The following is a 15,277-nucleotide window of genomic DNA, read 5'->3' as shown; positions in this document are numbered from 1 at the left end:
TTTTTTTACATGGTAAAAGGTCATTTTTTTAATAGTTTAAGGTTTTAACGAAGTAGAACAAGTAAAGAATTTGATAATAAATGGTAAATATACGATACAGTCACGAAAGCGCTTTATTAATATAATTTAACCATGATATGAATTTAGGAGGAATTAAAATAATGGCTAAGAAATTGAGAATTGGAATTATTGGATGTGGAGGTATTGCACATCAAAAACATTTCCCAGCTTTGTCTCACTATAAGGATCAAGTTGAATTAGTTGCATTCTGTGATATTATTCCTGAATGTGCTGAAGAGTCAGCAAAGAACTTTGGTGACCCAGGTGCCAAAGTTTATACAGATTATCATGAACTTTTAAAGGATGACAGCATTGATATTGTCAATGTTCTAACTCCAAATGTTGCTCATGCACCAATTACCATTGCCGCATTTGAAGCAGGTAAAAATGTATTTTGTGAAAAGCCAATGTCAGATAAACCAGAAATGGCCAAAAAGATGATTGAGGCATGGAAGAAGTCAGGTAAGAAATTTACTATTGGTTATCAAAATAGATTTAGACCAGAAGTTCAAGCTTTACATAAAGCTTGTGAGAATGGTGAATTAGGTGATATTTATTTTGCTAAAGCACATGCTCTTCGTCGTCGTGCCGTTCCTACTTGGGGTGTCTTTCCAGATAAATCTAAACAAGGTGGTGGCCCATTAATTGATATTGGTACACATGCTTTGGATATTACTCTATGGTGTATGAATAATTACAAACCAGTTTCTATTGATGGATCAGTGTTTGAAAAATTAGGTCACATGCAAGAAGCAACAGAAGGTAATATGTTTGGACCTTGGGATCCTAAGACGTTTGAAGTTGAAGATTCAGCATTTGGTTTTATCAAGATGGAAAATGGTGCAACTATTTACCTTGAATCATCATGGGCTTTGAATGTCCGTGATTCTAAAGAAGCTGCTACTACTCTATGTGGTACAAAAGCCGGGGCTGAAATTCTTTCAGGCATGAGTTATCAACAAGATCAATTGATTTTCAATCGTGCACATAACGGCTTATTGTCAGAAGAAAAACTTAGTCCTTCAGGAAACATTGATTACTTTGATGGTGGTAATAATAAGCCAGAAGTTATTGAAGCAGGTCAATGGCTTGATGCAGTTGCTAATGATGGTGAACCATTAGTTAAACCAGAACAAGCATATAAGGTTACACAAATTCTTAATGCAATTTATAAGGCTGCTGCAACTGGCGAATTAGTTAAGATTACTTATTAATAGTATTTATTTTGAAACGGAGGAATATCAGATGACATTTGCATTACGAATGAACTTCGTAGATGTTGTACCAGATAATAGTTTGAAAAACACATACGTTGATGGAAAGAAAAATGGTTATCAATTTGACATTCGTTTAAGTTATTACAGAGGACATTTCCTTTCAGTAATTGACGAATTTGGAATTGAAGTTGATGGGAAAAAAGTAAGTGATGATGAAATTAGATTTTGTCTAAATGGTAAGGAATTAGCACCATGGCAACTATCTGAAGCATACACAGAGTTCTGGCCAATTTTAAAACCTGCAACTATTAAAGTTCTTAAAGTTGGTGGTCTTGATTCAGGAGATCACAATGTAAAGGTTACTTTATTCTTTAGAGCACCTTATATGCCTATTGGACCCAACCATCAGTATATGGAATATAACAGCTGTGGCGAGAAAACATTGCCAGTAATCGATTAAGGAGGAATGAGAATCAATGGCTAAATTTAAAGTTGGTGCAACTCTATTCAGTTTTGGTACTGAATATATTAGAGGCGAGTTGTCACTAGAAGATTGTATTCGTACAGCTGCCGAGGTAGGTGCACAAGGATATGAAATTGTTGCTACACAAATGATTCCAACTTATCCATATGTATCAGATGAATTTGTCGGATTTATTGAAGAATGTAAACGTAAATATGGCATTGGTCCAATTTGCTACGCTGCAAATATGGATCGTGGTATGCGTAAAGATCGTGATCTTACTGAAGATGAAATGTATGGAATGGCCGTTAATGACTTAAAACAAGCTCATAAATTGGGATGTAAGATTGTTCGTGAACAATTCTTGATGTCTCCAGAGGCGATGGTACGATTAGCACCATTGGCCGAAGAATATGGAATCAAGGTTGGTATTGAAATTCATAATCCTGAAACACCAACTTCACCAATGATTATGGCGTATCGTAAGGCTTTTGAAGCCAGTGGATCTAAGTACATTGGATTTATCCCAGATTTTGGTATCTTTGCCACAAGACCCAACAAACCTTATTGGGATCAGGCATTAAAAGATGGTGTTGCAGAAAGTACTTTGAAGATGATGGCACAAATGAAGTATGATGAAGTGCCACAAGCAGAAGCAACTGAGAAAGTTAAGAAAATCGATGATAGTCCTGCAGCTATGACAGTTCTTACACAAATGTATGGATTTGTTCAATTCAAGAAGAGTGCTAAAGAAACCCTAGAAGGATTGAAACAAATTATGCCGTATACTTTTGAACTTCATGGTAAGTGTCATTATGTCAGTGAGGATTTGATGGAAGCAAGTATTCCTTATAATGAAATTCTTCCAGTTGTTGCTGAGGCTGGATTTGATGGATTTATCATGACAGAATATGAAGACGCAGGAGCTCACCATAGTGTGGAAATGGTTAAACGCCACATTGCTATGGAAAATAAATTGGTAAAAGAAAAGAATTTATAATATATCGTTTATTGTTGGGGAGGGTGAAAAGTTTCGCTCTCCTTTTTTTGTTGAATTAAGTAGTAGTACAAACAAAATTATATTAGTATATATATAGATATATATACTAGTAAAATTCAAATATGAGAAAAGAGAGTTTTACTAATGAAAAAAGTGATTTCAGTTGATATCGGTGGAACTGCCGTAAAATTTGCATTAATTAGTGAGAATGGCGAAGTTTTAAAGAAATGGAACATTGATACTAATGTAACTGATAATGGTGGACATCTACCGGATGATATTGTTGATTCTGTAAAAATGAATACCGTTGATACAGAAAATGATGAAATTATTGGTATTGGTATCGGAGTACCAGGTCCAATTTCCAATAACGGTGGAAATGTTTTGAAGGCAGTTAACTTGGGATGGAATAATGTCCCATTAAGACAAATAATTTCTGCCAAACTGAACTTACCGGTTGTTCTTCTAAATGATGCCAATGCTGCTACGTTGGGTGAAATGTGGAAAGGCGCTGCTCAAAATAAAAGTAATTTTGTTTTCATAACTCTAGGAACTGGTGTTGGTGGTGGAATTGTAATCGATGGAAAAGTTATAAATGGTGTTCATTCTGCAGGTGGTGAAATAGGTCATATCCCAGTAGAGTCTGATGAGCACAGAGTTTGTGGTTGTGGAAATATTAATTGTTTGGAAACATTTGCATCAGCTAATGGGCTAGTAAAAACTATTAGTAAAATTTTTGAAGAAAATAATATTGAAAAGAATGAATATACTTCTGTTGATTTATTCGAAGATCTGGAAAAAGGAAATAAGTATGCCCAAGAGGCTTTGGATTTGACGGTTAAACGTCTTGGACTGGCGATTGCTGGAATCATTAATGCCCTTGATGTGGAGGGAGTTATTATTGGTGGAGGACTATCTAATGCAGGTGATGCATTGTTGGATCCTTTACGGGAACAAGTTGCTAAGAATGTATTTCCACAGATAAGAGGTAATTACTCACTAAAAAAAGCATATTTGGGTAATGATGCGGGCATTTTAGGTGATGCATATGCGGTATTTTATGGAGATATTTAATTAATTAATTTTGGATATTTTTGGAATTAATGAGGTGAACAAATGGTTAAAGTAGGCTGTAATAATGAGGATTTCTCTCTAGAGTCAGAGATTTTATATAATTCGGGTTATCAATATAATGATTCCGTTAGATTACTTTATTGTTTGGATGGGACAAGTACAGTAAGAATAGATAATAAAGATTACTTCCTTCAGAAAGGAATGCCTTTAATAGTTAATGAAGGTAGATATTATAGTGTAAATTCTCATGATGGAGCCTTACTTGTTTCAGTCTGTTTTAATCCTCAGATATTTAATGAATCTATAGGTACAGACCTGTACTTTCTATGGATAGATCCTAATGGGACGAACGACAATAATGTTGTCGTATTGAAGTCTTTATTAAATGAACTTATTTTTTATGATTTGCAGGTTGAAGGTAAAAATGATTTTTTCAAGTTTAGTATATTCTACAAATTGATGGATTTTTTAGTTAAGAATTACTTGTATAAAATGGACAAAGGTAAGAGCTATTCCAATGGGGATGTGCGCACACAACAAATTAGAACTTATATCAGAAAAAACTACATGCGACGATTGACGTTAACTCAATTATCAGAGGAACTTTTTATATCGGAAGGGTACTTGTCTAGATTTTTCAAAAAACAATTAGGTAATGGCTTTCTGCGCTATTTGAACAGTGTTAGATTGTATCATACGGTAAATGATTTGATTAATACAGATATGGGAATTACTGATATTTCAATGAAGAATGGATTTAATAGTATATCCGGGTTTAATCAACTTTTCAAAAAGGAATATGGATTATCACCCAAAGAATATAGAAATAAGTATCGTAATAAAAATGAATCTGATAAGAATAAAAAATTGATCAAAAATAAAACGTTCTTATTTTTAAAACAGCATTCAGATGATATTCCCAAAATAACAAAATCTACTCATGAAGTGAAGATTGATTCTAGAAAATATACAAACTTTAGAAAGAATTGGCAATCCATTATCAATATGGGTAATGCTATGAGCTTATTGCAAGAAAGAGTCCAAAAATCTGCAAAGCGTTTACATGAAGATTTAGGGTTTAAATATTTACGTATTTGGAATATTTTTGAATCTGTTGATGTTGATGAAAATACTGATAATGTCAATTTTGATAAATTAGATACGGTTATTGATTTTATCCTCGAAAATGATATGAAACCATTTATTGTTTTAGGACCCAAGCCTCGCATATTAACTGTAAACTTGTCTAATAAACCATTAAATTATCAAACAAACGAGGAAATGTTATCAAAAGAAGGCGATTCCTGGTTTAGTGTGTTGAGTAAATGGGTCGACCATATCCGATTTAGGTATGGCAATAGAGCTATCTCAAGTTGGTTATTCGAAATTTGGAAACCTAATAAATGGGACAAAATTTATGAGAATGATTATCTAGATGAATGGTATATCAATTGGATGAAAACAACGATAAAGGTTTTGAAAAGCTCTATCAATGCTGCTAAGATAGGTGGCTGTGAATTCGTTATGTACGAGGGCCAAACAACAGATGAAATAAAAAGAATTGTTTCTGTCTGGAAAGAGATTCAGTTTGAACCGGATTTTATTTCCATTTCTGATTATCCCTATGAAATTGATGGTATTTCGACTCGAATGAATCAACTGCAATATTTTATTGAGAATGCACGAGATACATTTGAACGTTTTTATCCTGATATAGATATCTATGTTACTGAGTGGAATCTAACCGTTTCGAATCGGAATGTTTTGAATGATACCACTTTTAAAGGTGCATATATGATTCAGAATATTACAAATGAATTGGAGTCTGCCGAAGAGACCGCCTATTGGATGGGATCAGACATTTATTCAGAATATTCTGATTCGTCAGAAATATTATATGGTGCGTCTGGAATAATTACTAAGAACGATATAAAGAAACCATCTTTTTATGCATTCGAATTTTTGAATAAATTACTGAATAAGAAACTTTACAGTGACAATAACAGCTTTGTTTCTACAGATGGAATGGATTCATTTACTATTTTATTGAATTGTTCAAAACCATTTAATAACTACTATTATCTAAATAAAGGCAATGTGTCTAGGGATGATTATGACAAAATATTTCTTGATGTTGAACCAACGGAAATTAAAATTCAGCTAGATAACGTTAACAATGGTATCTACGAAATAAGAAAGCAAACGGTTGATCAAAATCATGGAAATATCTTGGGACTATGGAAAATGTTAAATTATTCATCTCATCTTACTTTAGATGATGAAAATTATCTGAAGAACATGAGTATACCTGAATTACAGGTAACCAGAAAAGATGTAAATGATAATGTGATAAATGTTGAAGAGACAATAGAAGCCAATACTTTCATGTTAATATCCTTGAGCTATCTTAAATAAAAAGTTTTTGAACAATCATTTTATGGTTTTGTTCAAAAACTTTTTTTATACACAAATATGACATGAATTCACATTAATAATTTAATTCCAATTGATGAAGGTCAATTATTTACTATAAACTGATAGATTTTACTAAAGTAAGAAAAAAAGTAATAACCTATAATAACCATATCAAGTGGTTAAGCGCTTACATTTGAATGCTTGTAAATGCATTTATGAAGGGGCATTAAGAAGTTAGCTGGAAAATTGAAATTGATCAATCAAGTGGACAGTTATTTTTGTGAGAATTTAAAAAGGATTCGGAAAAGAGGGTAATTATGGATAGTGTCAATCCTAATATATCAAAGTTAAAACTTTCCAAATTAACTTTGATAGCATATGGTGCAGGTGATTTTGCTAGTAACATGTGCTGGACTTTTATTGGAACATATTTAAGTGTATTTTATACAGATGCGTTGGGCTTAGCGCCAGCATTGGCATCTGTTTTAATGATGTTAGCACGTATTTCTGATGGTATCTTTGATCCTGTCTTTGGTGCAATTGCTGAAAGAACCAGATCAAAATATGGAAGATTCCGTCCTTATATTCTTTTTGGGGCACCCATTTTAGCATTGTTAACGGTTTTATGCTTTACAATGTGGGGTTCTGGTGGAACCGGAACTGCCACAATGGCTTTCATTGCGTATTTACTTTGTGGTTTTGCATATACAGTTGTTAATTTATCATATGGTTCATTATCAACTGTTATGACAACTGATCCTGAGGATATCGCACAATTGAATAGTTTTAGAATGATTGGAACTAACTTGTCAGCAGTTATTTTAAATGCGGTTACACCTCCATTGTTAATTTTCTTCTCAGGGTCATCACAAATAACATCTCATGGATATACAATGGTTGCTATATTATTTGCACTTATGTCCCTACCAATTTTCTATTTTACAGCACTAAATTGTAAGGAAAGAATTCATCCTGTGGATGATGGAACGAAAGTTAAATTAAGTAAGACAGTAAAAACGGTCATAAAGAATGGACCATTAATGCTAATTTTCGCAATTCAATTATTAGCAATGACAGCATTCTTTGGAAGAATGGGAGTTTTGGCTTACTACTGTTTGTATAATGTGAAAAATACAGGAGTAATGGCACTATTCATGTCGCTCCCATCGCTTGCTACAGTTATTGGTATTTTTGCCACAAAGAATTATATTGTTAAAGTTGGTAAGAAGAAGATGGCAGCTATAGGTTATATTGGAGCTTCGGCTTGTTTGATAATCATGTTCTTTGTAGGTCAAACAATCGGATATAGTAATATACCATTATTGATTGCATTGAATACTTTGTATGGATTTTTCTGTTTTAGTTTTCCCATTCCAATGGCAATGGTAACGGATGCCATTAACTATGGTGAGGACAAGTATGGTGTTAGATCTGACGGAACTTCATATGCCACCGTTTCTCTTTCAACTAAATTGGGACAAGCAATTGGTGTATCCGCAGCAATTGCTATCATGGGTGCAGCCGGATATGTTGCTAATTCACAACAATCTGCCGCAGCAATGACAGGTATAAATTTTTCAACTAACATGATGATGGCAATATTATATATTTTATGTTTAATACCTTTATTCTTCTATCCATTGAATGAAAAAGCAGCTGCTAAAATTCTTGATAGATTAACAGTTAGTAGTAGCAAGTGGTGATACAGATAATATTGTATCTAAACATGAAAAAGTTGTAGATATTTATTCAATGGCTGATGGTCAAATGATTCCCTTGAGTAAGGTTGACGATCCAATTTTTGCAAAAGGTATTGTGGGAACTGGATTTGCTGTTAAGCCAAATGATGGAAAAATAACATCACCGGTAGATGGTACTGTCATAACCGTATTTAAGGCAAAACATGCTATTGGTATACAATCAGATGATGGTCTTGAGATTTTAATTCATATGGGTATTAATACATATGATATGAATGGTAAACCATTTAAAATTAATGTAAAGTCCGGTGATAAAGTATCGGCTGGATCGTTAATTGCAAATATCGATTTGAAGCAGTTGAAAGAGGCTGACAGACCAGATGATATTTTATTTATTATTACCAATAATAGAATTGCAAAGAAATTGATTTTTGATGAGGAGACAACAGTTTCCACTGGCTCTTCGATTGGACGCGCTATTATTAAATAATTAAATGCTTCCTTCAAATAAAAAACGTTTTGTTTCCATTGAATTAAGTGGGGCAGAGCGTTTTTTTATTATTTTTTTTTAACTATTGGAAATGAAGTAAGAAAAATGTTTTTGTTTATTAACTTAAGGTTAATGATTAATGCCATATTTTTGACATTAATCATTAAAATTACATTTTACTCGATTCTATAAGGTTAAAATTATGATACTTTTTGGTTTTTTTTGAAATATTTTATATTGTATATAAAATTTATAATTTAATTGTTGATTGATATAGAACAAAAGGTAGGGGAGATAAAAATGAAAATCAAAAAAAGTTTAATAATTATTATGACATTACTTTTAACAGTAGTACTGACAGCCTGCGGCGGCAGTAAATCCAATTCTTCTGAAAAGAGTAAAAAGGTCAGCGGAACGGATTCTAAAACGTTGGTTGTTGTGTTGCCTGCTGCGGACCATGGTTGGCTTTCAGGAGTTTCATATTATGCACAAAAAGAATGCAAAGATCTTGGCCTTAAAGATTATAAGGTTATTACTTCTAATAACGTTAATGATCAGGCGTCACAATTAGAAGAATTGGTTAGTCAAAAAGTTGGTGCAATTGTTTTGGAACCGTTCACTGACGAAGTTTCAGTATCAGCGAAAAAGGTTGTTAATGCAAAGATTCCATTGGTTGTTTTTGATAGAAAAGTAAAGGCCAATTATAATCAATTTATTTCAGGGTCAAACCCTGAAATTGGTAAGAAATCGGCCGAATATTTGGGGAATAACTTAAATGGTAAGGGAACCATTGCTGTGTTGAATGTACCAAGTTCAGGATCGGTTAGTTCTGAAAGAGTTGGTTCATTTAAGAAAGTTATGAAGGGAAAATATCCAAATATCAAACTTGTCGATATGACAGCCGACAGTTTCACACAAGAGGATGGACTTAAAACAGCAAAAGATATGTTAAGTGCAAACAAACAAGTAGATGCCATTTTCTCCATTGATGATGAATCTTCGATGGGAATTCTACAAGCTGTAAAGGAATCAAAACGGAATGATATCAAATATATCTCTGGTGTTGGTGGGAGTCAAAATTACTTTAAGAAAATAAAAAATAATAAAACAGACATCACTTTATTCACAGCCACATATAGTCCATCTATGATTGGAGAAGCCGTAAAGTCTGCACATAACATTATGGAAGGAAAAAAAGTAAAGAAAAACGTTGTTATTAAAACCAATATTGTTACGAAGAATAATGTCGAAAAATTTGTTAATACAAAATCACCATATTAATTAGTTAAATCTGGAGGTGTTGGATATGGAGAGAGCAATAGAAATGAAAAACATTTCTAAATCATTTGGTAAAAATAGTGTTTTGAAAAATATTGATTTAGAAATAAATAGAGGCTCTATCCATGCACTTCTGGGGGAGAACGGAACCGGAAAAAGCACGTTAATGAATATTCTGAATGGTTTGCTTAAACCAGATCAAGGTACTATTAAAATTTTTAATAAGCAATATTCATATAAAAATCTTAAATGGAAATCTCAAATATCATTCGTCCATCAAGAATTATCATTGGTAAATGATCTAAGTGTTTATGAAAATCTTTTTTTAGGTAATGAAATATTAAAAGGTGGATTGCTAGATAAAAAAAAGATGATAAAAGAAGCTCAATCAATACTTGACCAAATGGATTTAAAAATTGATTGTAAAGAAAAAGTGGCAAATTTAGAAATTTCATCAAAACAGCTGGTAGAAATTTCTAAGTCTTTGATTCATAAAGCAGAGATAATCATTTTGGATGAACCAACATCATCACTTAATGATGTAGAGATATCGACTTTGTTTAGAGTTATGAAAAAGCTAAAGGAACATGGAAAAACCTTGATTTTTATTTCTCATAAACTAAATGAGGTACTTCAAATCTGTGACAGTTTTACCGTGATGAGAGATGGTCGAGCAATTAAAAGTGGACCAGTAACTGAAGAAACCACTGAAAGCCAATTGAGTGGTTATATGGTAGGTAAAAAGTTGTCCATGTTTAGTAAAGAATTGCATTCACATTCAGATGAAAAGACATTAGAGATAAAGCATATGAGTAAAACGGGTCAATTCAAAGATATTAATATGACTGCATTTCGTGGTGAGATTGTTGGATTTACCGGTCTTGATGGAGATGGGAAAAGTGAATTATTTGAATCAGTCACAGGTTCAAATTATCCCTATTCAGGAGAAATTCTAGTGAATGGCAAGCCCATTAATGCGAGAAACACATCAAACGCATTTTTATCAGGATTAACATATGTGTCTAGGAATAGAAAAGAAAACGGTATCTTCAAGGATTTAAGTGTTGAAGACAATTTGTTAATGCCGATTTATTCAAAACTATCTAAATATGGTCTGATTAACACGCGAGCAAAACAGATTGAATTTAATGAAATGGTTCAGGATCTGCACATAAAATTTGGAGATGAGAATGATCGGATAACGTCATTATCCGGTGGAAATCAACAGAAAATTCTCATAGCCAGAGCACTAAGTTCTATTCCCAAAATAGTAATCCTTGATAACCCAACCCAGGGTGTAGACATAAATTCTAAATTTGAAATATATTCATATATTCAGAAATTATCCAATTTGGGTGTAACATTTGTGATTTTGACAAATGAATATAATGAAATTAAAAAATTGTGTGATCAAATTTATATTATGTACCAGGGTGAAATCCAAAAAAAATTAACTTATGAAGAACTTACTGAAGAAAAGGTGTTGTTCTATTCTATGGGCGGAAGGAATCAGGATGAAGGTTATGAAGAAAATAAGGTCCTTTAAATTTAATAACAGAGATTTTATAAAAAATAATAGTCCATTAATGGCTTTTCTTGCACTTTTTCTATTCGCCATGGTCGTTAAAGGACGTACCTTCTTTAATCTGAATAATATAATGAATATTCTTCTAAATAATTCTATCATCGGAATTATTGCGTTGGGAATGATGTTGATAATTATTACTAGTGGTATTGATTTATCAGTTGGATCTCTATTGGCGGTAACGGGGATAGTTGACGTATTTGTACTTAACAGTACGGGAAGTATTTTTCTATCCTTAGCTTCAGCCATAGCAGTGGGATCTATTTTGGGGCTATTTACGGGAACATTAGTTGCTAGATTTGCCATTCCATCCTTTATTGTTACTTTGGGAACCATGAGAATTTATCGTTCGGTAGCGGAATATGGATTAAACGGTGGGGGAATTTTAGCTACAGGAAACAATAACTTTACTCAAATTTCCAATGGAAATGTGTTTGGAATTCCATATCCAGTCTTATTCTGGTTAGTCGTCAGCATTGTAGTGTCGATTCTAGTTAACAAGACAGCATTTGGACGACATATTTATTCTGTAGGAAGTAATTCTAAAGCAAGTTTTTTAGCAGGTATCAATGTAAAAAAAGTATTAATTCTTGTTTATGTAATTGCTGGAGTACTCGTTGCAATTGCATCAATTTTAGAAGCTTCAAGGTTGGGAAGTATGAATTCTTCATCTTCTGGTACTAATTACGAGATGGATGCAATTGCCGCTACGGTAATTGGTGGTACGGCAATGATGGGTGGTAAAGGATCTGTAGTCGGCACAACATTTGGTACTTTGACACTTGGGATTATCAATAATCTTATGAATCTTTTAGGAATGAATGCATTTTGGGTTGGCGCTGTTAAAGGAGCAATTATTATTGCCGCTGTACTTATGCAAATGTTTCTTAATAGAAAAGAGAGAAATTGATGAAATGACAATAGAAAATAAAATAGGCTTTTTGACTAACTGTTTGTCTGTACCATTTGAAGAAAAAATAGAGATTGCGTCTAGATTACGATTTGAAACGATGGAAGTTGCCTGTTGGCCAACAGGACACCCGAAGCAATGTGATATTAATGCAGATAGCTATGACCCAAATACAATAAAAAATATTAAAAACAAACTTTTTGATGGCAATGTATCAATTAGTTGCTTGGCTTATTATGACAATATATTAGATAAAGAAATTAATAAAAGACGGAAAAACATTATTCATCTTAAAAATGTTATTAGACTTGCCCATAAACTAAATGTTCCATATGTTGGGACCTATATTGGTAAAAATACGATGATTTCAATGAATGATAACTTTATTTTGGCAAAAGATATTTTTGAACCTATCTTGGAGTATGCAGAAGTTCTAGGAGTGAATGTTTTAATTGAAAATTGTCCTATGCCTTCGTGGAATACTGAAGGATATCCTTCTACAATTACTTATTCACCAGAGCTTATTAAAAAGCTTTTTGAAATATTGCCAAATAAGAACTTTGGATTAAATTTCGATCCATCTCATATGTATTGGATGGGAATAGATTATCTTAAATTTGCTAGAGAATTTTCCAACAGAATCTTTAGTGTTCATGTCAAAGATGTTAGATCGGATAAATATAGATTTAATAGAGTTGGTTTGTATGGGAAGAAGACAAATAAGAAACATCAGTTTGATTTTGGATATTACTCAACGGTTCAACCAGGATATGGTGATATAGATTGGCCTAAACTATTAAAAATTCTTAGGTTGAAAGGTTTTAATGGACCTTTGGAAGTTGAGTATGCGAGAGAAGCAGGTCAAAACGAGTTAGAAATTAAATCTTTAAATGAAAGTAACAAATATCTACATCAAATTGTGGAATTAGGAATGTGAAAATATGAGTAATACAGTAAAAAACTTAGTTCTAATCGGATATGGTGGAATGGGAACACGTCATCTTCAAAGGTTGCAAAGTGTTAAAGAAATCAATGTAAAAGGCGTCTACGATATCAAAAGGGTTAAGAGAGAAGAAGCTAAAAGGGCAGGTTATCGTGTTTATTCAACATTTGAAAATGTATTGTTAGATAAAGACGTTGATATTATTCTAATTGCTACTCCGAATGATTCTCATAAGGATATTGCAATTGAAGCATTGAAGAATGACAAACACGTTATTTGTGAAAAGCCAGTAACTCTATCAGTTTCGGATTTTGAAGAAGTATTGAAAGTTGCAAAGAAATATAATAAATGTTTTATGGTTGATCAAAATAGGCGCTGGGATGAAAATTTCAATATGATTAAGAAAATATACAATAATCATGCTATTGGTGACGTGTATGAAATACGAAATTATGTTCAGGGCTCAAGAGGAATCCCAAAGGATTGGAGACAATTAAAGGAGAAGGGTGGCGGCATGGTTTATGACTGGTGTGTCCACTTATTAGACAGAATTTTATGGTTGAACAATGATGTGAAACTTGAAAGTCTGTATGCTAATTTAAGCTATTCATTAGGACACAACGTCGATGACGGATTTGAGGTAACATTACTTTTTGAAAATGGCCTGAAGGTATTATTAGGAGTTGGAACATCTAATTTCATCAAATTACCTGAATGGTACATGGTTGGGTCGACCGGGACAATGGAAATTGAAGATTTTGACCTTAATGGAAAGTATGTGACTTTAGAAGGTGAATTAACTAAAGATACTGTTCCGATTGAAGCTGGGGCAGGTTTTACAAAAACGATGGCTCCGAGAAATGATGGCAGTACCCAAGAACATGAATTGCCCAAAGTGAATGTTGATGTTCGTGATTTCTATAGGAATTTTGTAAATTGGATCGATGGAAAAGAAGAACCGATAGTAAAGAATAGTGAAGTAATGCGAACTATGAAGGTTATAAATGAAATATTTAAATCTTCAGATAATAATGAAGTAATTAAATTTTAGGAGAGTGGAAAAAATGGACTTTGGATTTTTAACAGGATGCTTACAAGGAATGACTTTGGAAGAAAAAATGGCTTATGCTCATAAAGTAGGATTTACATCATTGGATGTATCGTGTTGGCCACGAGATAATTCACGTGATTTTTCTGGTAGTGACATTGATGTTGAAAATTTAACAGATGAGGAGGTTGAAAAGATTAAATCAGACCAATCCAAATATAAAATCAAATTCTCATCTTTAGCTTATTATGACAATATGTTATATCCTGATGAAGAGGTTAGAAAAAATTATTCTGATCATTTGAAGGCAGTAATTTCTGCAGCACAGAAATTGAATACTCCATTAGTTGGTTGCTTTATTGGTAAGAATCAAACAAAGTCGTTGAGTGAGAATTTTGATGAGTTTGAGATTATATTTACTGATTTTGTAAAATATGCCGAGGACCATAATGTAAAATTGATGATTGAAAATTGTCCAATGCCAGGATGGCAAGAGGATGGGTTACCAGGCACTATTTCCTATTCTCCTGAGCTTTGGGATGAAATGTTCAAACGTGTTCCAAGCAAATCCTTTGGTCTAAATTTTGATCCATCACATTTGGATTGGCTACATATTGATTATTTACAGGCACTTAGAGATTATAAAGATCGAATATTCCATATCGATGCTAAAGATATGATTGTGGATGATAAAAAGTTTTCATATTATGGAATTTTTGGTAAAAAGTTGAATCGTGAACATCCAGAAGATTTGGGCTTTTGGACCCCGGTTATTCCTGGACTAGGTGATATTAATTGGGCTCAGTTTTATGATGTTATGAAAGAAATTGGATATGATGATTGTTTGAGTATTGAACATGAAGATAGACGTTTTGCTGCGGACAACGCAGAGGTTGAAAAGGGCCTTGAGTTTTCGTTTAATCATTTAAATCCAATTATTCATGATTTTAAATAATGATTAATTAAAATCGCCAAGAGGAGGATTAATTTCTATTGGCAAATTTTATAATCAAGTTAGCCACTTGAAAAAAATTGAATAAAAAAACACCAAGACGAAAAAATCAGGTATCATTGGAGTTCCGACACTAACAATG

13 protein-coding genes are annotated in these 15,277 nt (G+C 32.9%); all 13 read left to right on the top strand.

All coding sequences use genetic code 11. From position 1 onward, the window contains the following. The first annotated feature begins 161 nt into the window (after window positions 1-161). A complete protein-coding gene (locus FFM71_RS09940; protein WP_223876522.1) occupies window positions 162-1,274 on the top strand; it encodes a Gfo/Idh/MocA family protein in 1,113 nt (370 codons plus the stop codon). A gap of 31 nt (window positions 1,275-1,305) precedes the next feature. Further along, window positions 1,306-1,737, top strand: a complete 432-nt coding sequence (locus FFM71_RS09935) for a C-glycoside deglycosidase beta subunit domain-containing protein (protein ID WP_137612020.1) — start codon at window positions 1,306-1,308, stop codon at window positions 1,735-1,737. 16 nt (window positions 1,738-1,753) lie between these two features. Next, a complete protein-coding gene (locus FFM71_RS09930) occupies window positions 1,754-2,740 on the top strand; it encodes a sugar phosphate isomerase/epimerase family protein (RefSeq protein WP_137612019.1) in 987 nt (328 codons plus the stop codon). Between the two features lie 144 nt (window positions 2,741-2,884). Next, complete coding sequence (locus FFM71_RS09925) at window positions 2,885-3,814, top strand: ROK family protein (RefSeq protein WP_137612018.1); 930 nt, start codon at window positions 2,885-2,887, stop codon at window positions 3,812-3,814. 42 nt (window positions 3,815-3,856) lie between these two features. Further along, a complete protein-coding gene (locus FFM71_RS09920) occupies window positions 3,857-6,229 on the top strand; it encodes a GH39 family glycosyl hydrolase (protein ID WP_137612017.1) in 2,373 nt (790 codons plus the stop codon). A 317-nt stretch (window positions 6,230-6,546) separates the two neighbouring features. Next, entirely contained in the window at window positions 6,547-7,932 is a 1,386-nt protein-coding gene (locus FFM71_RS09915; RefSeq protein WP_137612016.1) for an MFS transporter, read from the top strand. 49 nt (window positions 7,933-7,981) lie between these two features. Beyond that, complete coding sequence (locus FFM71_RS09910; protein ID WP_137612015.1) at window positions 7,982-8,419, top strand: PTS sugar transporter subunit IIA; 438 nt, start codon at window positions 7,982-7,984, stop codon at window positions 8,417-8,419. A gap of 300 nt (window positions 8,420-8,719) precedes the next feature. After that, the gene (locus tag FFM71_RS09905; protein WP_137612014.1) at window positions 8,720-9,700 is read left to right on the top strand and encodes a substrate-binding domain-containing protein; all 981 of its coding nucleotides are present in this window, start codon (window positions 8,720-8,722) and stop codon (window positions 9,698-9,700) included. Between the two features lie 25 nt (window positions 9,701-9,725). Next, window positions 9,726-11,243 (top strand): sugar ABC transporter ATP-binding protein, encoded by a 1,518-nt coding sequence (locus FFM71_RS09900; RefSeq protein ID WP_137612013.1) that lies wholly within the window; start codon window positions 9,726-9,728, stop codon window positions 11,241-11,243. Beyond that, a complete protein-coding gene (locus tag FFM71_RS09895) occupies window positions 11,221-12,192 on the top strand; it encodes an ABC transporter permease (RefSeq protein WP_137612012.1) in 972 nt (323 codons plus the stop codon). Before FFM71_RS09900 ends, FFM71_RS09895 begins: the two co-directional genes overlap by 23 nt. A gap of 4 nt (window positions 12,193-12,196) precedes the next feature. Further along, complete coding sequence (locus tag FFM71_RS09890; RefSeq protein ID WP_171000533.1) at window positions 12,197-13,129, top strand: sugar phosphate isomerase/epimerase family protein; 933 nt, start codon at window positions 12,197-12,199, stop codon at window positions 13,127-13,129. Between the two features lie 4 nt (window positions 13,130-13,133). Further along, window positions 13,134-14,186, top strand: a complete 1,053-nt coding sequence (locus tag FFM71_RS09885; RefSeq protein WP_137612010.1) for a Gfo/Idh/MocA family protein — start codon at window positions 13,134-13,136, stop codon at window positions 14,184-14,186. A 13-nt stretch (window positions 14,187-14,199) separates the two neighbouring features. Next, window positions 14,200-15,138 carry a sugar phosphate isomerase/epimerase family protein gene (locus tag FFM71_RS09880; protein WP_137612009.1) on the top strand — a complete coding sequence of 313 codons (939 nt, stop codon included), beginning with the start codon at window positions 14,200-14,202 and terminating at the stop codon, window positions 15,136-15,138. The last annotated feature ends 139 nt before the right edge of the window (window positions 15,139-15,277 follow it).

This window comes from Companilactobacillus huachuanensis (assembly GCF_005404815.1).
In the GTDB taxonomy this organism is placed as follows: domain Bacteria; phylum Bacillota; class Bacilli; order Lactobacillales; family Lactobacillaceae; genus Companilactobacillus; species Companilactobacillus huachuanensis.
Note: the sequence above shows the minus strand (reverse complement) of the source record. Positions and strands in the feature narration are given on the sequence as shown.